This is a genomic window from Nostoc sp. FACHB-892, assembly GCF_014698795.1.
GTDB lineage: Bacteria > Cyanobacteriota > Cyanobacteriia > Cyanobacteriales > Nostocaceae > Nostoc.
This window is the reverse complement of the sequence record NZ_JACJTR010000044.1, coordinates 25,155-46,575: the sequence shown is the minus strand read 5'-3', so window position 1 is coordinate 46,575 and position 21,421 is coordinate 25,155. Positions and strand designations below refer to the sequence as shown.

At 43.6% G+C, this 21,421-nt stretch carries 22 protein-coding genes and 1 pseudogene; 5 read left to right on the top strand and 18 right to left on the bottom strand.

Annotation, left to right across the window (positions count from 1 at the left end; all coding sequences use genetic code 11):
* From H6G96_RS32820 to H6G96_RS32810, 3 genes are all read right to left on the bottom strand, one after another.
* Positions 1-1,176, bottom strand: a 1,176-nt coding sequence (locus H6G96_RS32820) for a ParM/StbA family protein (RefSeq protein ID WP_190917471.1), incomplete at its 3' end; no start/stop codon positions are given.
* A 171-nt stretch (positions 1,177-1,347) separates the two neighbouring features.
* A complete protein-coding gene (locus H6G96_RS32815) occupies positions 1,348-1,548 on the bottom strand; it encodes a hypothetical protein (protein WP_190917468.1) in 201 nt (66 codons plus the stop codon).
* Between the two features lie 33 nt (positions 1,549-1,581).
* Positions 1,582-1,953, bottom strand: coding sequence for a four helix bundle protein (locus tag H6G96_RS32810; protein WP_190917466.1), 372 nt, complete (start codon positions 1,951-1,953; stop codon positions 1,582-1,584).
* A 67-nt stretch (positions 1,954-2,020) separates the two neighbouring features.
* On the opposite strand from H6G96_RS32810, the gene mobV reads away from it, so the two are divergent.
* Positions 2,021-3,841, top strand: a complete 1,821-nt coding sequence (gene mobV / locus H6G96_RS32805; RefSeq protein WP_190917464.1) for a MobV family relaxase — start codon at positions 2,021-2,023, stop codon at positions 3,839-3,841.
* 596 nt (positions 3,842-4,437) lie between these two features.
* Here mobV and H6G96_RS32800 read toward each other — a convergent pair.
* The 4 genes from H6G96_RS32800 to H6G96_RS32785 form a co-directional block, all read right to left on the bottom strand.
* Complete coding sequence (locus H6G96_RS32800; RefSeq protein WP_190917462.1) at positions 4,438-4,644, bottom strand: DUF6009 family protein; 207 nt, start codon at positions 4,642-4,644, stop codon at positions 4,438-4,440.
* A gap of 188 nt (positions 4,645-4,832) precedes the next feature.
* A complete protein-coding gene (locus H6G96_RS32795) occupies positions 4,833-5,024 on the bottom strand; it encodes a hypothetical protein (RefSeq protein WP_190917460.1) in 192 nt (63 codons plus the stop codon).
* Positions 5,025-5,344: 320 nt separating this feature from the next.
* The gene (locus H6G96_RS32790; protein WP_190917458.1) at positions 5,345-5,575 is read right to left on the bottom strand and encodes a hypothetical protein; all 231 of its coding nucleotides are present in this window, start codon (positions 5,573-5,575) and stop codon (positions 5,345-5,347) included.
* Positions 5,576-5,872: 297 nt separating this feature from the next.
* Positions 5,873-6,088 carry a Nif11-like leader peptide family natural product precursor gene (locus H6G96_RS32785; protein ID WP_190731390.1) on the bottom strand — a complete coding sequence of 72 codons (216 nt, stop codon included), beginning with the start codon at positions 6,086-6,088 and terminating at the stop codon, positions 5,873-5,875.
* A gap of 486 nt (positions 6,089-6,574) precedes the next feature.
* Between H6G96_RS32785 and H6G96_RS32780 the strand changes: the two genes are divergently transcribed.
* Complete coding sequence (locus tag H6G96_RS32780; protein WP_190917456.1) at positions 6,575-6,745, top strand: hypothetical protein; 171 nt, start codon at positions 6,575-6,577, stop codon at positions 6,743-6,745.
* A 290-nt stretch (positions 6,746-7,035) separates the two neighbouring features.
* On the opposite strand, the gene H6G96_RS32775 is transcribed toward H6G96_RS32780, so the two are convergent.
* The 4 genes from H6G96_RS32775 to H6G96_RS32760 all read right to left on the bottom strand — a co-directional run bounded on the left by H6G96_RS32775 (position 7,036) and on the right by H6G96_RS32760 (position 9,732).
* On the bottom strand, positions 7,036-7,242 hold the full coding sequence (locus H6G96_RS32775; RefSeq protein ID WP_190917454.1) for a hypothetical protein: 207 nt from the start codon (positions 7,240-7,242) through the stop codon (positions 7,036-7,038).
* Between the two features lie 862 nt (positions 7,243-8,104).
* Entirely contained in the window at positions 8,105-8,620 is a 516-nt protein-coding gene (locus tag H6G96_RS32770) for a hypothetical protein (RefSeq protein WP_190917452.1), read from the bottom strand.
* A gap of 322 nt (positions 8,621-8,942) precedes the next feature.
* Positions 8,943-9,365, bottom strand: a complete 423-nt coding sequence (locus H6G96_RS32765; RefSeq protein ID WP_190917450.1) for a hypothetical protein — start codon at positions 9,363-9,365, stop codon at positions 8,943-8,945.
* A 205-nt stretch (positions 9,366-9,570) separates the two neighbouring features.
* Positions 9,571-9,732, bottom strand: coding sequence for a hypothetical protein (locus H6G96_RS32760; protein ID WP_190917448.1), 162 nt, complete (start codon positions 9,730-9,732; stop codon positions 9,571-9,573).
* Between the two features lie 263 nt (positions 9,733-9,995).
* On the opposite strand from H6G96_RS32760, the gene H6G96_RS32755 reads away from it, so the two are divergent.
* Positions 9,996-10,220: a hypothetical protein gene (locus H6G96_RS32755; RefSeq protein WP_190917446.1), complete on the top strand. Its 225-nt coding sequence runs from the start codon at positions 9,996-9,998 to the stop codon at positions 10,218-10,220.
* Between the two features lie 369 nt (positions 10,221-10,589).
* Here H6G96_RS32755 and H6G96_RS32745 read toward each other — a convergent pair whose 3' ends face one another.
* Entirely contained in the window at positions 10,590-11,036 is a 447-nt protein-coding gene (locus tag H6G96_RS32745; protein ID WP_190917441.1) for a cyclic nucleotide-binding domain-containing protein, read from the bottom strand.
* Between the two features lie 495 nt (positions 11,037-11,531).
* Between H6G96_RS32745 and H6G96_RS41770 the strand changes: the two genes are divergently transcribed.
* Complete coding sequence (locus H6G96_RS41770; RefSeq protein WP_347242304.1) at positions 11,532-11,735, top strand: HNH endonuclease signature motif containing protein; 204 nt, start codon at positions 11,532-11,534, stop codon at positions 11,733-11,735.
* Between the two features lie 135 nt (positions 11,736-11,870).
* Here the strand turns inward: H6G96_RS41770 and H6G96_RS32735 are convergent, their stop codons facing one another.
* The 6 genes and pseudogenes from H6G96_RS32735 to H6G96_RS32715 all read right to left on the bottom strand — a co-directional run bounded on the left by H6G96_RS32735 (position 11,871) and on the right by H6G96_RS32715 (position 20,064).
* A complete protein-coding gene (locus H6G96_RS32735) occupies positions 11,871-15,044 on the bottom strand; it encodes an efflux RND transporter permease subunit (protein ID WP_190917439.1) in 3,174 nt (1,057 codons plus the stop codon).
* 64 nt (positions 15,045-15,108) lie between these two features.
* Positions 15,109-15,246: pseudogene (locus tag H6G96_RS41765) on the bottom strand (efflux transporter periplasmic adaptor subunit); the annotation flags it as partial.
* Positions 15,247-15,253: 7 nt separating this feature from the next.
* The gene (locus H6G96_RS32730) at positions 15,254-18,421 is read right to left on the bottom strand and encodes a primase-like DNA-binding domain-containing protein (protein ID WP_190917437.1); all 3,168 of its coding nucleotides are present in this window, start codon (positions 18,419-18,421) and stop codon (positions 15,254-15,256) included.
* Positions 18,421-18,660 carry a hypothetical protein gene (locus tag H6G96_RS32725; RefSeq protein ID WP_190917435.1) on the bottom strand — a complete coding sequence of 80 codons (240 nt, stop codon included), beginning with the start codon at positions 18,658-18,660 and terminating at the stop codon, positions 18,421-18,423. Before H6G96_RS32725 ends, H6G96_RS32730 begins: the two co-directional genes overlap by 1 nt.
* Positions 18,661-18,937: 277 nt before the next feature.
* A complete protein-coding gene (locus H6G96_RS32720; protein WP_190884685.1) occupies positions 18,938-19,660 on the bottom strand; it encodes a hypothetical protein in 723 nt (240 codons plus the stop codon).
* 224 nt (positions 19,661-19,884) lie between these two features.
* A complete protein-coding gene (locus H6G96_RS32715; protein WP_179076071.1) occupies positions 19,885-20,064 on the bottom strand; it encodes a hypothetical protein in 180 nt (59 codons plus the stop codon).
* Positions 20,065-20,207: 143 nt separating this feature from the next.
* On the opposite strand from H6G96_RS32715, the gene H6G96_RS32710 reads away from it, so the two are divergent.
* Positions 20,208-21,419 carry a hypothetical protein gene (locus H6G96_RS32710; protein WP_242063489.1) on the top strand — a complete coding sequence of 404 codons (1,212 nt, stop codon included), beginning with the start codon at positions 20,208-20,210 and terminating at the stop codon, positions 21,417-21,419.
* Positions 21,420-21,421 lie beyond the last annotated feature (2 nt).

The following is a 21,421-nucleotide window of genomic DNA, read 5'->3' as shown; positions in this document are numbered from 1 at the left end:
ATCTAAATTAAAAGTTTCTTGCACCTGAGTTATAAAACCGCTACCCCAAACCATCGGTATCATTGGCAATTTGTCGTCTTTGGGGATGTATTGACCAGTTCTCTCGTAAACACTGCTATACGTATCTATTTTCTTGAGTTGCCATGCACAATTAAAATACTTCTCCAACTCAACTTCTACATGGTAAGCAGCGCCCCCACCGATGATTACTTCGTTCAACGGTCTGGGTAATATTTTGTCCATCCACCGCAATAGATTATCCCAATATTGGGCTGTTGCCACTCTAATTGCATCAGCAATATGAGAAATTTCTTTTTGTCTTAAAGTGGGGTCTTTCGCACTTGCTAGGGCTTGTATTCGGTCAAAAGTTATCCAATCAGGGCGTGCCGAGCAATTACGGTCTTTGCTGTAGACCTTATTAATAATCGTGTAGCGTGCATCAAATATTGCCGAAGATAAACGCTCTCGGTCTAAACCGCTCGTCATATCCAGCACGATATCCAACATATTGGCAAAGCCCAACAGTGGACTATCCCCCAGCTTCAGTTGCCCCCGGTCAAAATAAAGTGCTGTCGTGTTCCTGTGACCAAACATCAACACCGCCAGTTGGGAAGTGCGTAACCAATCTACCCCCTGCTGTTTGATTCGCAGTGCTGCTAATCCCCCACCTTCAGGACGGCACAAGAAACGCTCTAAGTTCACCTTTAAATATTGTTTGCGTACCGTAAAATTAGCCAGCATCACCCGTAACTGTTCTTCAAAGCGACGGCGATCGCTGTACTCATTCCACGGCAGAAGTAACGCCAACTCCAAGTGAATTTGTTTTTTCGCCGTCACCTTTACGTTGCTTAGTTCAACAATTAAGCCAACAGCGCTCAATACTTTCCACAAGGCATTCTCATATTTGAGTTCCTTAATGCGGTCAAGCGCATCAAAGTTAGCCGCGAACTCACCCAGCGCCACCACTCTGTTATTCCACTCAACCCACAGTTGTTGGTCTGGTGAGGGGCTACCAATCCAGCCCAAGCGTTCCATGAAAAAATTAAGTTTATCCTTAGTAATCTCTTCTATCGCTGGCGGCAGCAGAACATAATGTGGTTTAGTCTGGTCATCCACTTGATAAATTATCTTAGTTTGTGACCCACCAACGTCTACGCTGAGGTAAATGTCAGTCATGCAAAAAGCTGGTTAAAACGATAATCTGATCTTAGTGCAGATTTAGAGCAGATTGGCACTGCATTAGTGCAGATATTGCACTAATTTAGCACAATCTGGCACTCGTGATTCACCTCGGCTCATCACCCTAAATGCTGATTTCGGCTGACCAAATTGTGCCAAGTTGCACAATTATTGTGCTAAGTTGCTCCATATTTGTGCCAAGAGGTCGCGCGAGTAGCGGGAGTGGGTGCTGTTGCCGCAGAATTTCGCTTCGGTGTACCATGTTGGTGGTGTACTTACTACACTTTTGCGCCCTGCGGGTGGGCTGCGCCCATCTTTCGCTTCGCTCAAGACGCAGAAGTTACGTTCGCCCCTGCGGGGGTTTGGCACAGGGTGTAGGGTGTGGGGTGTAGGGTGTAGGGTTTACTTGTTTTCCAGAGAGCGAATAAGACCTTGGAGTAGCCTACCAACTAATTGACACTGAGCAAGAACTGGATCAATTGTTGGGATTTCTGCAAGTTTTATTCGTTTAGATAAGATTAGGTGGGTTTCCAATTCTTTAAGTGAACCTTGCGCTATATATAAAAACTGAAGATACTCTCCTCTACTTCTTCGTCCATAACCTTCAGCAATATTAGCTGGAATAGATACTGCTGCTCTACGAATTTGTGATGTCATCCCATAAGTTTCTTCTTTTGGAAAGGATTTTGTGACAAAATAGCAGGCTTCTGCTAAATTCATCCCCTCCTGCCAAACTTGTAAATCTTGATAAGACTGTATTGGAGATTTACTCATCACTAATTCCCTTTATCTCATCCCCCTAAACCCCACACCCTACACCCTACACCCTCCTGAAAAAACAATGGTGGCTTTAGCGATTCTGCGCGTTGAAAAACTCAAGTCTTTCGGCAACATTGGCGGCAGCGAGAAGCATACCGCACGTTTACAAGATACCCCAAATGCCGACACCACTAAAAAAAATATCAGACTGATTGGCATGGAAGATGATTCACTGCTTGAAGTTTTGGTGAAAAACAAAATAGCCAAGACAACTTTACACAAACCGCGCAAGGATGCCGTGCTGTGTAGCGATATTTTTCTCTCGGCATCCCCAGAATATTTTCGCCCTGATGATCCATCAAAGCCGGGCGAATGGGATAATCCCCGAATGTTGGACTTTGTTAAGGCTTCTCGCAGTTGGCTAGTCAACAACTATGGTGATAAGTGCGTTAGGGCAGAATTGCATTTGGATGAAGCGACTCCCCACATTCATGCCTATGTTGTACCCATCAACGAGAAAACTAAGCAGTTAAGCCACAAAGAAATGTTTGGGGGTAATGGTCGCGCTGCCAGCATTAAGTTATCGAAACTCCAAGATAGCTATGCTGCTGCACTTGCTCCTTTGGGCATTGAACGAGGGGTTAAGGGCAGTAAGGCCACCCATACCAAAGTAAAGGAATATTACCAAGCGGTTAATAGCGAACCTCTGAGCTTGGAACTTGATCGACTTGCACCCCGGACTGACGAGACGGCACAGCAATTGTATGAACGCATCAAAGCTGATAGAGCCATTCAAGATATTAATCATCAACTGGCTGACCGCAGACTGTCACTTTCGCAATCCCACCGCGCCGAACAAAAAGCAATCGCCTCCGACAAGTTGCGGCAACAGCTTGAGCAACGTGTTTTGGAGTTAGAAGCAGAAAACTTTCAATGGCGGCAGCAGACCAATCAACTGCGTGACTTGCCACTTGTTGATGTCGCCTGGGAGTTGGGGCTACACCATGAGGAAAAAAAATGGAAGGGTCACGGACACATCATTAATATAGATGGCGAAAAATTCTACGACTTCGCCCCCGATCAACAAAAGGGATCAGGCGGTGCGATTGATTTGGTAATGCACGTTAACCAGTGCAATCTACGGCAGGCGGTCGTCTGGTTGCATGAGCGATTTGGCGAAGCTGGAGCAGAACGAGCAGCAATAGCAAAAAGTCGTCAAGTGACTGCTGAAATTATCCAGTTAGAACCACGCGACAAATTCAGGCTACCAGTTGAGGATAAAAGCAAGTGGTCTTCTGTCTCCAACTACCTGACCCAGAAACGGGGAATACCTGAAAATTTTGTGGAACTTCTGCATAAGAGGGGGCTAGTTTACGCTGATGACCAGCAAAACGCTGTGTTCGTCATGCGGAATCTTGGCGAAGAACCCCAGGCAATAGGAGCATTCCTGCGGGGGACACGGGGCGAGAACAACACGTTTAAGGGCTACGAGAAAGGAACAGTTAGGCGTGAGGGCTGGTTTCACTTCCGCTTAGGCGGACAGCCAACAGATCCTGTAGAGAAAGTGGTGCTTTTGAAATCGCCCATCGATGCTGTGTCTTTTGCCATGCTGGAATATCAGCTTAGAGGCGACGTGCCACCCAATAGAACTTTGTACATGGCGGTAGATAATCCCAAAAGCTTACCAGTAGAGCAATTGCAGAATATTCCTAATGTACAAGTGGCTTTTGACCCGGACGATGCTGGTAATGCTGCTGCACGAGTTGTCAAGGAACTACTGCCACAGTCCAAGCGGCTCAAGTGCAAAGCGACAGATTGGAATCAGCAGCTACTCGATTATGGGCAGCAGTTAAGGCAACAGCAGCAGCAACAACGCCAGCAGGATGATGAATTGAGTCTTTAATAGTCAGCGTTCTAGTAGTGAACTGTACAGTTAAGTTTGTAGCATAAAAGTAGTTTTTTAGTAGTTAATTTTGATTCAAGTGATTTGAAATTTACTTAAATCGTCATTTTTTTCCAAAAAAACTTTCCGCCAAAGATGGCGTACTGTGCATCAAAAAATAATATTATTCTTTTCTCGGAGCATAATATCACTACGACATTTGAAAATGCTGAAATTCTGGCATTTTCCATTGATTTGCCATTACTGTGCCATAATCCTGCCATTCAAATGCCATAATTCTGCCAGTTTTAACCCTAATTCTCAATAGTGATAATTAGTTGAGAAATAACTTTTCAAAATTCCATTCATTTGCCATTGAGATGCCATTGGCGTGCCATAAATTTGCCATAGTGGGAGCCAATTTTTGATAATACATAAAGAAGCCATAATTCTGCCATTGGGGTAAATTTTTAGTTCGTATACTAAGTTTTTTCAGACGAACTTTCTACCGCGCACCTCAATACGATAGTGGTCAGCCTAAACGGTCGGCATTACAACTGGCACAAGCATTTACAAAAGTTAAGTTTGCGATCGCGTTGGGGTACTAATAAAGAAAGCTAGTCAACATCATTTGACAGTGTTCCATTCCAAGCTCTTTCTGTTATCTTTCCTAAAACTTTTGGGGCAACGGTTAACGGATCTATTGCTTCCATTGGGCAACCAACCTTATAAACTCCTTTGGGGTCATAAAAACGATCATGATCGGCAAGCCAAAACACCCGACGAGCGAAAACTTGCAGGCATTCCACTATTAGGAGCGTCACTTTCTAATTCGGAATAGCCAATAATCTGATACTTACCGTATTTAAGCTTTCCTTTTCTTCTGCTAGCAAATTTTTCTTGTAGGTTCTCTAACATAAGGAATATTGCTAATGTCTTTTAGCCAAACAATATTTGACTCAAATTCAACATCTGATAAGGATCTAGCTTTTTCGCTCATAGAGAATATTCCTTAGTCAATTACAAATGCCTCGCATAAAATTGCATCTCGGTTCCCTTGCTCAGTTGCCACAGTCACAATTCCATTCTTGGAGTCGTAGTTAATCATTTCACCTGCGAACTTGACAGTGCCACTAAGCGATCGCACTTCTACTTGGCAACCAACAAACCCTGCGATGTCCCCGCCGTCTTTTTCAATCTGCAACAGTGAGTATGAGAACTCAGACTCAGCTTTTACCGAAACAGTATCGGATGTAATTGGGGTTCAGCCGGGATACGCGCAAATTGGGACACGTTGTAAAGTTATGTTACGCAGATGTTTGCAAATGCTTGATTTTGCGTTGTTTTAACACCAGTTCGAGCGCGCCACTCCCCGCGAAAACATCCCCTAAAACAACCATTTATGGGCAAGTTTGAGAAACTGAATCGCGTGAAGAGCTGATTTTAGTGTGCAAAGATTTGAATGTCTCAATACCATTTTTGGGCAAGTTAGTAAATTGCAAAATTGGTTTCTGCAATATTTGTTTACAACGTGTCCCAATTTGCAGGTATCCCGGCTGTACCCCTAATTGGAGCGTCTTTCACTGCCTGATCCTCAGTTGGCATACCCGCACCACTTTCTAGCTTTGACGCACCAGTGACGCAGGACTCCCCGCAGCAGTTTTCCATATCTGGCAAGGGTTCCGCATCACCCGCACCAGTTGAGGTGGCATATTCTTCTTTTTGCATTGGGACAGGAAGCGATTGAATTTTCATTTCTGACTCTTCAATGTTATTTTCCTGTAAAGAAGAAAAAGTGGTGCGGGTGGTGCGGAACCCTTGATATTGCGTTGTTTTTGGTGCGGGTAGTGGTGCGGAACTGGTGCGGGTAACTTAAAAAGTGGTGCGGGTAACTTATAAAAAATAAGTATTTATACTTCTTTTCCAATGTTTATTCAAAAAATAGCAATGTTGAAGGCAAGAGGCGATGGCGTAACCATTCCTCGTCCTGGGGAGAAGGCAGAAGGGAATACTGCTTCCAGCCCTCTGCCCGTGACCAAAGGGAACAGACCCCTAGTTGTACTCTCCAGGAAGATCAGTTTTTCTAACAGTAATGCTGCCAACTTTCTTACCTGACATTCTCAATAATTCATCACCTGAAAATTCAAAACCAAGCTTTAGTGCTATTCGCGCAACATCATCTGCGGTTGATGCTGCGAGCACCTCGTTTTTAAGTTCAGGTTCAGACTGCATTTTCTTTAAAAATGCTTCGATTTGCTCAAAAGCCATATTTAAAATTTGATCCTCGCTAGCTACTCGTAATATAAAGAAAAACAGCAGTATATTCTTTAAGACTAGCAGCACAAGGGTATCAAGATTCGGGGGAAAGATGATTATCGCGACGCGCTGCTCTTGATTTATCAGAATCTTGCTTATAAGAAACCACCTTCTTATAAGTAAACGGGTGGTTCATGCCACCCAAAAACCTACTCTTTTGTTAACTCCTCAAACCTGCGATCGCACTTACCACCCCTGCCACGTCTCTCTGGCTATAAATCCTCACCTTTATAATACACTTATACTACAAAAACCGCATTTTGCTTAATGCGAAAAAAAATTGCTAATTGCCAATCATCCCCCCCTAAATATATACTGAATACTTAAATTCAAGAGGGGGTTGATGCAAATGCTATACATTACTGGCTTTTTATACTTAGATAGCTTCACCCCAAAAAACCAGCCCTTTGTAGTACGTTCGGCATCTAGGATTGGGTATTGGATGTTAGTCATTGGGCATTGGGCGATGCCTTCGGCGGCAAGCTACGCTCCCCTTCAATCGCACCACTACCGCCGCCACAATCGCCTACACCAGTTTTCGGTTACAATCCCACAGCCAGCACCATACACACCCCTAAAATCGCACTCATTACCCCACTAGTGCTGTAAGTGGGGCATTGTGGAAATGAGGGGAGAGGAGAGGCGATCGCCACCAAAGCGTTCTCAAGCGTTCGTTGAGTTGTCCCGTTGGGAAGTTACTTTTCGCCCCCAAATCGTTCTTAAGGGTTCCCAACGGGACAACTTATATTTCTGGTTTATATTTATATATTGACATGGGAGTTGTCCTGTTCCCCAACCCGCAAGCCCTGCTAAATCGCTTTAAACACTACGTTAAAGACTAAATAGCAGGGCTTACAGTTTGGAAGGGTTGTAACGGGATTAAGAGGGTTGGGGAATGTTTAAGAGGGTTTAACGGGGTTGGAAGGGTTGGGTTGGGTTGGGGGAATGTTGGGGAGAGGTTTAGGAAGGTTGGGGAAGATTGGATAGTAGTATAGCAAAGCGTAAGCGCCGTATTGAAAAGGTGTTCTGCCCCCACTAATTTTCATAGCTTCGGCATCAGATAAGCTCACGTAGCCTTCTAAATTAAAAATTTTGCTTTGAGTCATTGTAAGTAAATTCTGAGTTTGGCACAAATTTAATATAAGGCAAGTAACAGCTTATATATCTAAGAATTTAATATAAATAAAGTAATTTTTATTTAACAATGGGTATAGAGAAATTGCCTTCTCTAACCAAGCCGCAATCACGCGACCACGCAAATATTTGAAGTAAGATACTGGGATTTAATTTGACAATCACTATCTGTTTAACTTACCGTTTTTTGTGGTTTAATCACCTGAAAATTCCTGTAAATATTTGAATAATTAAAACATAATTCATTGAATTATGTATAAACAAGAATTTTTGAAGTCTAGAAATTATAGATTCAATATCCGAAGATTGAAATGTGATTAAGCAATATACAGCTAATCCAATTCAAAACAACAGAACACCTTAAAGCCCTGCTAAATCGCTTCTAAGAGCTAAATAGCAAGGCTTGTGTATTGGAAGGGCTTGTATTGGGGTGTAATGGGTTGGGGATTAAAAAAAACCTACAACCACGTGCAACGGTGATGTAGGAAAGGAGTCTACGAATGCTTAACATTCTTTAACCTTTTGAATTGTATGGAAGGATTTGGAACGGGTTATATAACTGCGGGTGGATATCCAGCAAGTATGGGGTTATAGTTCATGTAAATCCACAGGCACCACCATACACACCCCTAAAATCGCACTCATTACCTCACTGTGCTGTAAATGGGGCATTGGGTATTGGGGATGAAGGGAGGAGGGGAGGGGCGATCACCTTGAAAATGTAATGTAACCGCTCAATAATCCGGGGTAAATCGCTCAGTGACAAGGCTCAATGGCGTAAATTCGTTCCTGAACTGGTAGTTCGCCCCGATTTATTGAGCGGTTACTTGAAAATCATGGGTTGGGACATGTTCCTCTAAAATTTCTTCCCCTTCCTAAATTTGAACTTGGTGACACAACACTGACTACACCAAACCCTCCATATCTTGCCATTTGAGCTTCATCGCGAACGCGACAATAGAGATCACCGATTTTAAAGGCGTTAGAACCGAGGCTTCCAGTCATATGATACACTGCTGGTCGGTCAGAGCGTCTAAAAAAACCATTAGGCCATCCACAATCACCAGTAAATCTGCCAGAGAAGTTCAACGAGTTTTGAGGTGAAACCCTACCAAATCCACCATAAGCTTTCATTTGGTCTTCATTCTGAACGTGGCAGTAAAAGCCACCGTTACTGCTGTTAAAGATTAGATAGACTTCTGGACGGTCTCGCTGCTTATAAAATCCCTCGGCAGATTGAGAGGTAGCAGGTGAAACATTTAAATAGCTCAAAGAGGTTACTGTAAAAAAGATGCTACTCAAATGGACAATCTTTTTAAGCAATCGAGGAGATGAGAAATATTTTTTCATGATGTTTTACAACTATGGATTACAACATGGAAGAAAAGCAAGTACCTGCAACACCAGGGCGTCCGCATCATGTCAATAAGCGAAGTAGATTCTCAATAGAGTTCAAAATAATGTCATTAGCGCTTGCTTATTGCCAAAGTTTTAGGCATCGCTTTGGGATTAAAAAAACCTACAACCGCACATGAAAGCGATGTAGATCGGACGATTACAATGGGTCATGATTAAAAAATAGGTTATGAAAACTGGCATTCCCCAGCTTTCTGGAGGGTACGGGCTAGGGAAGGGTTGGGAGTGGGGAAGTCTAGGAATGCAATTAGAAGGATCAGGTAGTCCATTCAATATCTGGGTGAGGCGCTGGTCTACTTTTACCACCTGTGCATATTCCAACATATACTGCGGCGTAATTACTAAGTCTACCAGATTGAATTCTTGGGGTAACACCACCAGCTAATCTCTGATAATCCTGAGGAGATTGATACCAACAATAAACTCCCTGTCCATTGGAATAGTAGATAGGGGCTCGATTTCGAAACTTAAATGGACCTGTTCGCAAAAAAGCTTGAGCAACAAGGTTTTGAGGACTATTTTTCAGATATAAATCAGGAGAGGGGTTAGAAACAGGTTTAGTTTGACTACCTATAACTGTTGCTTGAGAAATGACTGAAGAAAAAGGTAGTGTAGTTGAAATGGCGCTAAAAAAGCTGATCGCAACACTGGAAATAAAAAAACTTTGCCATGTTTTCATAGTTTTCTCTTTTGATATTAAAAAACAATACTTATATTAATGATTATTTTTGTTTACCCTCCACAGATAGCTGTACTCATTTTGTGTTCCTCCCTTGGTTGTTGTTTAAATCAACTTTTACTTTCTAAAGAATAAGATTTACAGAATTAATTATCAATAGTTTCAAAATTATTTTAAAATCATAATTAAGTGACTTATGTTTTGATTATTCAATACTTACAGAACTTACGCATTGACAAAAGAGGCAATGAATGCAGTAGTGAGAACCAGAAAATAATAAGCGATCGCCTACCGAACAGTTAACGATTCCCGCGATACTCCAAAATTGCATGGTAACGATAGCGATGCCTGCGGCGGGCGTAGCCATCGCCTACCAACTCCAGTTTTAATATCAGAAAAATTAGCGTAACTTTTGAAATTCCAATTTCTGACCGCGAACAAAATCACCTCATTTAATCCGGTTCCCGCCGCGCTCCAAAAAAAAGTATTCGCCGCGTCTCCTCATCCCTATACTATTTTACCAATGCCAATTTTTATACAAATGTGGTAGTCACCACTGAAAATAGCCGCATTTTGTATCAAATTCTGATACCGTAGTCACGACCTCTATATAAATAGATATTAACCATCGTGACTACCAAAATCATCGTGACTACCGGACATGACTACCAAAACCCCAAAACCTCCAATTTATTTTATGAGCATTGGGCATTGGGTGTTAGTCATTGGGCGATCGCTCCCCTTTCAATCGCACCTCTCCACCGCCGCCACAATCGCCTACACCAGTTTTCAGGTAGAATCCCACAGCCAACACCATACACACCACTAAAATCGCACTCCTTACCCCACTCGTGATTTAAGTGGGGTAGCAGATATCTGGGGATGAAGGGAAGGGGAAGTGTTAGAGGGTCTTAGAGAGGGTTGGGAAGTTTAGCTGGGCATGGTTGGAGGCTGTTTATTTAATTCCTTTATAAGACTATCTGCGAGATTTACAGCGTCTTCTGCTATATCACTTGACCTTCCGTTTGGGTTGCTTAATAATCCAGCGAGTATCTGGGATGCGAAATACTCTCTTTTTGTTAACCCACCTTGATTTATTGAGGTGTCTGAGTGTAAGGGAAAAGCGAAATCATTGCCTTGTGTGGTTGCGGTAATCATTTTTTTTTCAAAATACTGCTTGCTTCATTGTTCCTTATTTCGGATTGGTATAGAAAAAATCCCTTCTCACGATTTCTGTGGAAGGTGCTTATCGATGTCAAATCGTTGTAGGCTGTGGATGGGGTTGCCCTTACAGTTCGACCTTGATCCGATCAGACCAAAGATTGCTAATAAAAACTTATATACAGCAAGGGTTTCAGAAATATTTAAAAACCTAGCCAACAAGCCCTGCTGGGTCTGCGTCGTCTCCCGACCGCCCATGAAGGCGTTGATCCCTACCATCTCGCGACTGCCGACCACTCCGGCTTCAACCGTCATGCCATTCATCATCGTGATTGTTACCGAGATCAGGCAGGTGAGAGGAAAGTAGACCTCGTTGATGGTTTCGTTGGGTCGGTTAAGTATCGAGCCGGATGAAAGCTCGACCTGCTCCATGTTGTTTTTGAGATGCTCGTACACATCAGGGGACAAAGCAGCAAGCAGAAGGTTTTTAGTATTAGGCAAGTGTGACACAGTACGGTGTGGTTGTGTACTGCCAATGTTTTTTAGCAATGCTCACGTTAAGCAAGTTACAATCTAACGAATATTAAAGCTGTGTAACAGCTAAAGCTATTATGTTAGGTAGCTAACATAATAGCTTTACATTTAATCGTGTGCGAGTAGCATTAGCCTTGCTGCCTCTATTATTCAGAGGGCGGGGCTAATCGAGTATGTTCGCGGTCAAATGACTATCCTTGATCGCGATGGTCTTGAACCCACTATTAATGTTCAAATCCCAAAATTTTTGGGAATACTAAGTTTACGTTTTTACGAGACATAAATAGATACTTTACAACCCTGGATAAATTGCAATCTCGATAGAGTTGGCATCTATGCAGGGTTTTTTATGTTTATTTTAATAGCATGTAGCCCGTTTGATGGTGATTGGGTTTACTGGAGTTCCAGAACGGGCAAACATCCTGAAGCGCCAACAAGAGTAGCAACACTCTTGAAGATGCAAAAAGGCAAGTGGTTCATTGTGGGTTATTCTTCCGCGATGAAGATTTGATGGAAATCGACCACAAAATCCCCCGCTCAAAAGGCGGTAAGCATAGTTATGACAACCTTCAATTACTTCACGGATATTGCCATGATGCTAAAACGGCAGCAGATAAAGTTGCTGTTTCAGTTCAAAAGATAAATGAGGATTATCTCAACTTTCATCCCTTTTAACTCCGAACTTATAGGTATGCCTGACAAGCACCAAATCACTGAGGAGCCGTGTGAAGTTAACGTTTCATGCACGGTTTTGTAGCCGAGTCAGGAGGGTGACTTCCTGGCTTAGGCATCCACCTAACTCCTAACTTTTTAGCGATGGCTGGTAGAAGGAACTTTGCTGTTTTGACTATCATCTAGCTCATGAGGCTGACGACGTGGACTCAAGCGATCGCGAATTTTGCCAATCACGATATATAAAATTGGTACAAAAAACAGAGTCAAGAAAGTAGAGACAATTGTACCGCCAGCGATCGCAGTACCAAGAGATTTTCTGCTAGCTGCTCCTGCTCCTTCAGGATTTACCAATGGCCAAATGCCCAAGATAAAGGCGAAGGAAGTCATTAAGATAGGTCGTAAACGTTCTTGTGATGCTTGCACTGCTGCTTTGGTAATTGAAAGACCCCGCTCTTGCAGTTGGTTGGCAAATTCCACAATCAGAATGGCATTTTTACTTGCCAGACCAATCAACATTACTAAACCAACCTGGCAAAATACATCGTTAGCTAAACCCCGCAACATCTGCGCGGACAAAGCCCCCAAAATAGCTAGGGGAACTGACAGCATAATAATCAGTGGGTCTACATAGTTCTCATACTGAGCAGCCAGCACCAAAAAGACAAAGACAAGCCCCAATCCAAAAATCAGGGGCGCTAGACCGCCAGACTGTTTTTCTTCAGCAACGATCCCCGACCATTCATAGCCCATACTTGCTGGCAAAACTTGCTTTGCTAGTTGTTCCATAGCTACTGTTGCTTCACCGGAACTATAACCAGGAGCGGCGGAACCGTTGATTTCAATGGAGCGGAACAAGTTGTAATGATTGATCGTTTGCGCTCCGGTGGCAGAAGTAATTTTCACGAGATTGCTCAGGGCAATCATCTGATTATTAGCAGAACGCACGTATAATTTACCAATATCCGCAGGGTTAGAGCGAAACTGAGCGTCTGCTTGAACATACACCCGATAAGTCCGTTGTAGCAAATTAAAGTCGTTGACATACCGCGAACCCAAGTAAGACTGTAGGGTATTAAAGATATCGTTTACTCCAACTTGCAGGGATTTAGCTTTGTTACGGTCTACTTCAATTAACATCTGCGGTGTATTTGCGCTAAAAGTGCTAAACACAGCTTGCAATCCTGGCGTCTGATTACCGCGTTGGAGTAGCTGACCCATAACTTGCACTAAGTTATTCAAACCACTGTTCCCTGTTCTGTCTTGTAGCTCAAACTGGAAACCGCCGAAACTGCCTAAACCCTGAATAGATGGTGGATTCACCGGGAAAATTCTTGCTTCGGGAATTGCCCCAAACACTCCAGCCAACTTACCAATGATTGCTTGTGCTGACTGTCCCGGTTCGTGACGCTTTTCCCAAGGCTCAAGAGTGGAAAATATCGCACCACTATTGGCAGAGTTACCGCTAAAACCAAAGCCACCGATGGCGAAAGTACCTGTGACTTCCGGCAATTTGAGGATTTCTTTTTCTACCTGAGCCATCACTTTGCTGGTGTAGTTGAGTGAAACTCCCTCTGGCCCTTGGATAATGGTGATGAAATAACCTTGGTCGTCATCAGGGATAAACGCTGTAGGTATGCTGATGTAAAGCCAACCCGTCACCCCCAAAGACAATATAAATATTCCCACTACGATCGCTTTCACCCGTGTCAAGCGCTTGAGTATTTCCTCATACTGTCTGCGTGTCCAATCAATAAACCTGTTAACCCGCTCAAAAATCCAGCCTAACCAACCGCCTGGTCTTTGCCCTGGACGCAGTAGCAAGGCTGAGAGGGAAGGAGTTAAGGTAATGGCCAGAAAGGTAGAAATCGCCATTGAAAAAGCGATCGTCAGCGCAAATTGCTTATATATCTGTCCCGTAGCTCCTGGGAAGAATGCCACGGGTACAAATACAGCCATTATCACTAGGGAAGTTGCAATCACTGCCCCAAACAGCTCCCGCATTGACTCAGAGGCCGCTTCGCGGGGCGACATCTCCTCATTTTCAATTAAGCGAGAGATATTCTCTACAATCACAATTGCGTCATCAACCACTAATCCCGTTGCCAAAGTTAAACCAAACATGGTCAGGGTGTTGATCGAAAATCCAAAAACCTTGATAAAGGCAAAAGTACCAATCAAGGTTAGGGGAACGACAACCACCGGAATCAGCGTAGTCCGCCAGTCCTGCAAGAAGATATAAATTACTAAAACGACCAGAGCGATCGCTTCTATTAACGTTTTAACTACTTCTGCTAGCGACGCTTCCACAAAAAGTGTTGTATCAAACGCCACCTGATATTTCAGTCCTGGGGGAAAACTTTGCTCCAGCCGCAGCATTTCGCTTTTAACTGCCCTAGCAACGTCTAAAGCGTTACTCCCAGGACTGGGAAATATCCCTAGTCCCACACCTTCGTTGCCTCTAAATCGCAGAAAAGTACTGTAATTTTCTGCTCCCAATTCCGCCCGACCCACATCTTTCAACTTTACCAGCGTGCCATTCTCAGATGTCTTGATCACCATGTCGGCAAATTCTGTTGCCCCACTTAGTCTGCCAATAGCTTGCAAATCGATTTGATACATCTGATCTGGTAATGTTGGCTGCTGCCCAATTTGCCCAGCCCCCACCTGTAAGTTTTGCTCATTGAGTGCATCGATCACATCTTGGGGGGTGAGGTTACGACTAGCAAGGCTACTGGGGTTGAGCCACAAGCGCATCGCATAGCGGCGTTCACCAAAAATCTGCACCTCACCCACTCCTTTGATTCTTTTGAGGGCATCTACTATGTAGAGGTCAGCATAATTACTTAAAAAAACGTTGTCGTATTCTTTATTATCGGAGTACAGCCCGATCGCTAAGAGAATGTTATTAGACTGTTTAGTGACAGTGACTCCAGTTTGCTGCACAACTTCTGGTAAGAGCGGTTGGGCGATTGACACACGATTTTGCACATCGACTGCTGCAATATCTTTATTGCGCGATGCGTCAAATGTAACTGTAATCGTACTATTGCCATTGTTGCTACTATTTGAAGTCATGTATTTCATGCCTTCAACGCCATTAATCTGCCGCTCTAAGATAGTCGTGACGGTATTTTCTACAACTTCAGCATTAGCACCGACATAGTTAGCAGTAACGTTAATTTGAGTCGGGCTGATCTCTGGATATTGATCTGTGGCTAGTGTCGGGATACTAATGGCTCCTACCAACAAAATGATGATGGAGCAAACACTTGCAAATACAGGTCGCTTAATAAAGAAATCAACAAACATGGGGATTGGTGGTAGGTATTTGGTAGTATGCTGGCAGGAACATACCACAATTTTGCATCCATTATTAAGATTCTGGAGCCTTCGCAACACCATCCCTGAGATTGAGCAGCCCTGAGATAATAACTTTATTATCTTTGATTTCACCTAGCTTCACTGGCTTTTGCCGAGCTACTTGTTGGCATACACCTTGGGGAGATTTTTCTAACGCCCTAATGCAGAAATTTTATCCAATCATTCCTAAAAATTTCTATGGAGCATAATTGACCGTTAAAGCCTCGATAATCAATTGTTGCGCTACAAAAATATGTTTCCATTAGTTGAACGCTCTTAATGATTCCGACTTGCCACTTGCGAACACTGTCGTTGAAAAACTCAATTTTATCCCCCCTCTTCAATTCCGGGCGAGATAATTCGCTTTCTCGTGTATTTATCAATTCACCATCTTGTCGAGGAGAAAACCCAGCTACAGCAGGGGTGTCCAGGCTGTCCAAGGAGTTTTCGGCAAGATTAACTTGTTGGACAGGCTCAAACCCAGTCACAGTAAGGCTGTCCACGTTGTCCACCAAGTCTAGGGGGACTGAAGGGTTATCAGTTAAATTGACAAATTGATTAACTCCACAATCAGAATTTAACTCATCTTTTTTTTGCAATGCTAATTCTTGGGGGGGGACAATTGGACAGGGTGGACAGTCCTGCTGTGTAAGGCTTTCAGGCTGTCCAGGGTCAAATCGAAGGGTATTTAGTGGGTGGACAGGGTGGACAGTCCTGCTGTGTAAGGGTTCTGGCGTTTTGGTAGGGTGAAAAAACTCCTCGAATTCTTCTATTCCCCCTTCAAGGCATTTATCTTTAAAGCAATACCAAAATTCCGCCCTGGATTGTGAACCATCCGGTGGCCCCTCCGGTACTTTCATCTCAAAGACCCCAGCCAGTGGTTCAATGAATGCAAAGTGGGACTGAATTCTTTCACGCTTTCCGTTGACCGTGGGTGTCCAGCTACGTTCCTTGAAGTTTTGGGGCAAGACTGTTTTTAAATGGCTAATAAATTTGGACATCCCCAAAGGAGCATAACCATGTTCCCGGCAGTAAAGTACATACCAACTGTGTAAACGACTTTGTGGGATAAATGTTGCGGACGATGAGGGGCGTAAGCACAAGTCTACAAAGGATTTGGTCGAGTCCCCGTACAAAGATGCCTCTAGTGCCAAATTCTTTGCCCGATCCGAACTTGGTGGCGATAACAAAATGCGATCGCGTTCTGCTCGTGGCATTGCTAAAGCCCAAGAGATTATGTCCGACTTCACCTCTTGTAGCTTCAGCCACAAGTCTGGGTCAGGGCTTATATCTCGGTTTTTTACTGGGATTGGGTAAGCTCGACGCATCCAGCCGTCGCCAGCATTTTCGATCTGTAGATGACTTACAGAGGCAACCCAAAACCGAATGTACCACTGGATTGAATAAGCCACTGGATTGAATAAAGCGCGTCCGCTCATTGCCCCATTGTCAACTAATTCGTAAAAAGCTCGGACTCCTTCGGCATAACCTCCTACATCAGGGAATCCAAATATCCGCTTTCCACTTAAATATTGATGCCGTCCTTCAGGTGTAGAAATATCCGCAAAGTGTGAAGCGCTACTAGAGCCGGATTCGCCAAATAAACTACTCCAAAACCGTCCTAGCGTCCCCTTGCCCCCACCACTTAAGCCAATTAAGTGGGGAAACCGACCATAAGGGGCAGTTGGGTCTAAAAACATACTTGTGAATGCCCGAATCACTTCAACCAATTCTGACCCAAAGCTCTCATTTAGAAATTTGAGAAAAACTTCTGGGCATGGTTTGTTGGCTTCATAATCGTGGGGAATGATATTAGTGAGGTAAAAATCTTTGCGATGAGGCATTTGTTCGCCAGTTCGCAAATCAACAACACAATTGTTAAACCCTAATAAATGAGTATTGGTTGGCAGTGGTTCTGCTGGTTCTAAGCGACTGCGGCAATATTTAAAGGCAGATTCCTTGTGTGCGTTAGTTTCGTAAGGCTTGGTTATTCTCCAACCAAATGTTTTTGTGTAAGAGAGCTTGTAAGCGGATTCTCCAGCGTCAGCAAGGAGCTTGTAAGCTTTATTATCATCTTGGTGTTGCCATTGGTTATTCTCTTGTGACCACTTGTAAAAGGATGAATTCAGTACCATCCATTCAGTTTGAGGAAAGATTTTTCGGTAAGCCCAGCCATCAAAAGTACCCGCCGTTACGCAGTTAGAGTAGGGTAAATTCATGGATTGGCAGACGGATTTGTAGAATGCCTCCGGGTCTGCTGGGTCAATATCTATACTGAAATTAGATAAATCCGTAACTTCTTTTTCAATAGTTTCAGATTCTGCCAACTCAAGCGATCGCTGCGCCACAGCTGCGTGGATCTCCTGCTCTAGCTTGCGGATAAACTCTGGTACTTCCATTTGCCCCAAAATTTCTTTAATGTCGCTTGATTTATATGGTAAATCGGGGCAGATGCTATTGGGGCTAATTCCAATAAATGCAATTCCTACTTCGGCAGCACATTCAGAACACGTCTGGAGTTTTTTCAAGCCAGTGTCATCGGGGTCATGCAGAAAAACGATTAATCCTATACCTGAATCTTTGATAAGTTGGTATTGGGGTGTGATTGTTTTCTTATCCCATGCACTGCCTTGAAACGTAATCCCAGCAAGACCATGCTCCCGACCAACTTCTACGCATCCCTCACCTTCATGCTGGAGTAGCGCCGGGGTTCCCGTCACAGATTTAGCAGCAGCGATCGCTTCATCAATGCGATATGCTCCCCAAGGAAAATCGCCTTTTTTCATTTGGGGTGTGCCATCTGCAAGCCTATGCCATTGCCGAAAGGTCTTGCTGTAACCTTTCTCCTTGTTGGCATCTAGCCACTGGTAGCGAACTATCCATTGCGACTCTGAGTAAGGATAAATTGTTTCGGTGGCACTGCCCTCAACATCTTTTGGTGGTCTACTCGTTAACTTTTGAGGTTGGGGAATATCTGTTACAGGCTCGGTCAACATCACCAGTGCTAATTCACCATCTGGAATTGGCGCACTTTTGGGCAAGATTCTCTTGGGCTTTGCTGCCAAACGGTTTAGGGATGGAGTGTAATTAGCCCCTGCCCTTTCTGCCACCACTTCAGCCCAGGGTTTAATCGCCTCTCTGATGTCCTTACACTCACAATTATTGAAGCATCTGTACTTCCCGGTTTCTGGGACAATAGATAAGTCATTCCCGCCACAAACTGGACAAATAAACTTATTTTTAGCTTTGGACGGTGAGAGCTGATCTTGAAAATTTCGGATGTCGAAGGAGGAGAACGCCTGTTGATTGGGGAATTGTGCAACCATTACGCGATACCTCCTTGAACATTATTTAATTTTTGACAATTGCTTAATACATAAGTTGGCGATTGTTTCGGTTGAGCCAGTGCATAGTTAGGCTGATGAAAGCGATCGCGATCGCAGACTGTAAATTCTTCTATTGAGTAGCACCAGTCTGGTTTACCGCAGTGGGAGCAAGCGTTAGCAATAGTTGCGAATAGCAGCTTGCTGGTAGTATCAGTATGAAATAGCTGTTTTTTTGACACTTTACAAATCCTCCATTATGTGTGTTGGAGGAATTGGAGCTATCCCGTGGCAGTAATTTTCTAGTACAAACGTTCAAAAATCACGCTTTGCTAAAATTCTTGAAACACTCTTTACATCTGGTGAGCCAGTATTACATTGGCTTTACACCTGATCGTGTAAGATAAAATTACTATTAGGGATACTAATTAGGCTGCGAAACCCAATCCCCAATTCCAATGGAATTAATTTTGAAAGCCCCGTTGTCCACACTGGACGAAGGGGTTTTCAACTTTTAGCCTATTTGTATTGGGCTAACCAAGCCCTAACAAACTCGATTACCTCCCCCTCTTGAATCACAAACATAGTACCTTTTCTCCTAAGAGCCAGAATTCTCATACTTCCCACGGACGAATATAAATGTTCATTGAGATTTGAAGCCGCTCTAGTAGGAGGCCATAGGGCTAAAACTTTTGCTGTTGGCGTTTTTGTAGCTTCACGAGAAGACATTGCGAACAAGTCTCTGTTTTTGTTAAGCCACTTTTCGTAATCAGCCAACTCAAGTAGTGGACAAGGTTTCCAGGTTGTCAAACCATTCTTATCCTTCTTTCTGAGTTGTAAAGCTTCCCTGGCTTCGTTGTAGACTACCTCCCTATCTCCTATCGAACGAATGGAGATAAACAGGTGAGTTGTTCGTGGAAATCTAATAAACAAGTCAATAGGGTTTTTCTCTCCTCCCGGAAATGGAAAGATTTCTATCCCCTGGCTTTTAAACTCTTGTAAAAGTAGGTCGGTTAATTTTTCCAACCGTGCAAGTTTTTGAATGATCACCAACGGTTTGTAAGCCAATGCAAAAGCAGCCCAGGCAGCCGGATTAATGAAGCTGCCAGATACCAGCGCAGTACCACCAACTGCTAGAGCAACAGTGGAGTAGTAATTTTTCGTCTCCCTAATCCACTTTAATGCTGCTTCGTTATGCAGGGGGAGTTGAAAATCGCTTTGTGGGTCTTTCACGGCTAACATTGGCAGCATCAAAATTAATGATGTGAAATTAATACGGGCTGTACTGATACTAATGCTTGACACTGCATTTCTGAACTAATAGCCATTTGTTAGACTCTTTATCCAGTGCAGGCAGTATCAAACGTTTTATATAGTCATCGTCATACTGGTTTGTTTTGATTAGTCTGTTTATGTTCTGCGATCGCTTTTCAGCTTCACAGCGATTTTAGCGCAATGTTGCAACATCAAGTTAGTGAGACACCTCTTTTACTCAGATACTCTTTAATTGCTTCTTCAACCGCGTCTGTAATCTGAATTTCCTGATCCGTGCAGTAGAGGCGAAACTTTTTAGCTATATCTTTTGATATTAAAGCGGTTATTTGTGAATAGTCTGGATTATTACGTCTCCCCATGCCATTACTCATAAGATTTATTGCTTCATTTTACTGTTGCAATAACAAAACATCATTTAACACGCTGTTGCAACAGCACAATATTGCGTTAACATAACATTAGCAAGCCAAAAAACGACGCAGAACAGAGGTGATAGAAGCCGGAAAGCGAAGTGATGGCAAGCCCCAAACTGGATATTTGGATTTATAGTGATTTGCCTAAAAATCAACGCCAAGCCAGAAAAAACAAGACTTTAACAAACAACAGAACCATGACAACCACATACACCAATGCCAAAAACTGGCTCGTCCAAGCGGAGTTGTTAGCCAAATCAGGGCTAACTGACCTTATCGCCGGAAAAGACTCAGGTGCAGGGTATGGCAAGGCAATCATCGGTGATTTTTCTATCATGATGCCAGCCACATACTCACTTGTTCGCAATCGCAACATCATGCACCACGAAACCATCTCAAAAGATGGCTGCTGGGTGCGGTATGTAGAAGGAACGCGGCTGGACTTAAAAGATGTTCAATTCTTTTGGGGCAGTGCGGCTCTAGCTCAAAGTGACCATACCTTGCTGCACGAGGACAAAGCCAAAAAAGCAGAACTGGCACTAGAAAGCATTCTTGCAGACTTATCAGTTTTGAATATTCCCGATGGAGTCAAGCTAGAAATTAGTTTGAGCAACCATAACCCCGAACGCTGGGGCCAAGAGATTAAACGCAGGGTTGAAGGGACTCACACCTTTGAGCATCTGCATCCTGTAACTCGTTCCATTGTCACCAAGACAGTTGAGATTGTTGTCACAGGCATTTATCCCGAAGGATTTGGAAGCATTGCCCACTGCTTATTTGGTGAAGCATCCCTGGTACTTGACCCCTCAGAATTAGCGATCGCACTCGATATCGGTTCATCAACTTGGTTGATTACCGTGTTCAACGGCAGTGGTGCAGTGATTGACCGTCACCTGATTGAAGGTGGAGCCGGTGAACTGCACAGCATGATTGCAGAAACGCTCGACAAACGAAACGACCGAGTAAGTCTGCTGTCCAAGGATGTGAAGCACTCGCCCAGTTTGGTGAACCAAGGGATTATTGAAGCCACTTTCACTTATGGAGGCAACCACCTGACAGGTAAGAAGTTTGAAACCGAGTACAGCCAATGTCTAGATCAGTGGTGGAGTACCAGGATTGAGAAATTCGCCAACTTTGTGACTGCTGGTAATTATCTAGACCGCGCTAAATACCTTGTCGCCTGGGGTGGGGGTGTTTCCTTGCCAGTGGTGGATCAGAACCTAGCCGATTTAGGTTTTGTGGTCTTGAATAATCCCCAATTCATCAATGCCTTGGGGTTGAAACTATTAACTCAAATTGCAGAGGGAGCCTAATC

What these genes read in the sequence shown, in the direction of transcription:
- H6G96_RS32775 (WP_190917454.1), bottom strand. Translation starts at nt 7,242, where the DNA reads ATGACTCAAAGCAAAATTTTTAATTTAGAAGGCTACGTGAGCTTATCT.
- H6G96_RS32790 (WP_190917458.1), bottom strand. Translation starts at nt 5,575, where the DNA reads ATGAAAATTCAATCGCTTCCTGTCCCAATGCAAAAAGAAGAATATGCC.
- H6G96_RS32730 (WP_190917437.1), bottom strand. Translation starts at nt 18,421, where the DNA reads ATGGTTGCACAATTCCCCAATCAACAGGCGTTCTCCTCCTTCGACATC.
- H6G96_RS32735 (WP_190917439.1), bottom strand. Translation starts at nt 15,044, where the DNA reads ATGTTTGTTGATTTCTTTATTAAGCGACCTGTATTTGCAAGTGTTTGC.
- H6G96_RS32770 (WP_190917452.1), bottom strand. Translation starts at nt 8,620, where the DNA reads ATGAAAAAATATTTCTCATCTCCTCGATTGCTTAAAAAGATTGTCCAT.
- H6G96_RS32765 (WP_190917450.1), bottom strand. Translation starts at nt 9,365, where the DNA reads ATGAAAACATGGCAAAGTTTTTTTATTTCCAGTGTTGCGATCAGCTTT.
- H6G96_RS32720 (WP_190884685.1), bottom strand. Translation starts at nt 19,660, where the DNA reads ATGTTAGCCGTGAAAGACCCACAAAGCGATTTTCAACTCCCCCTGCAT.
- H6G96_RS32710 (WP_242063489.1), top strand. Translation starts at nt 20,208, where the DNA reads ATGGCAAGCCCCAAACTGGATATTTGGATTTATAGTGATTTGCCTAAA.
- H6G96_RS32785 (WP_190731390.1), bottom strand. Translation starts at nt 6,088, where the DNA reads ATGGCTTTTGAGCAAATCGAAGCATTTTTAAAGAAAATGCAGTCTGAA.
- H6G96_RS32760 (WP_190917448.1), bottom strand. Translation starts at nt 9,732, where the DNA reads ATGGCTACGCCCGCCGCAGGCATCGCTATCGTTACCATGCAATTTTGG.
- H6G96_RS32810 (WP_190917466.1), bottom strand. Translation starts at nt 1,953, where the DNA reads ATGAGTAAATCTCCAATACAGTCTTATCAAGATTTACAAGTTTGGCAG.
- mobV (WP_190917464.1), top strand. Translation starts at nt 2,021, where the DNA reads ATGGTGGCTTTAGCGATTCTGCGCGTTGAAAAACTCAAGTCTTTCGGC.
- H6G96_RS32715 (WP_179076071.1), bottom strand. Translation starts at nt 20,064, where the DNA reads ATGAGTAATGGCATGGGGAGACGTAATAATCCAGACTATTCACAAATA.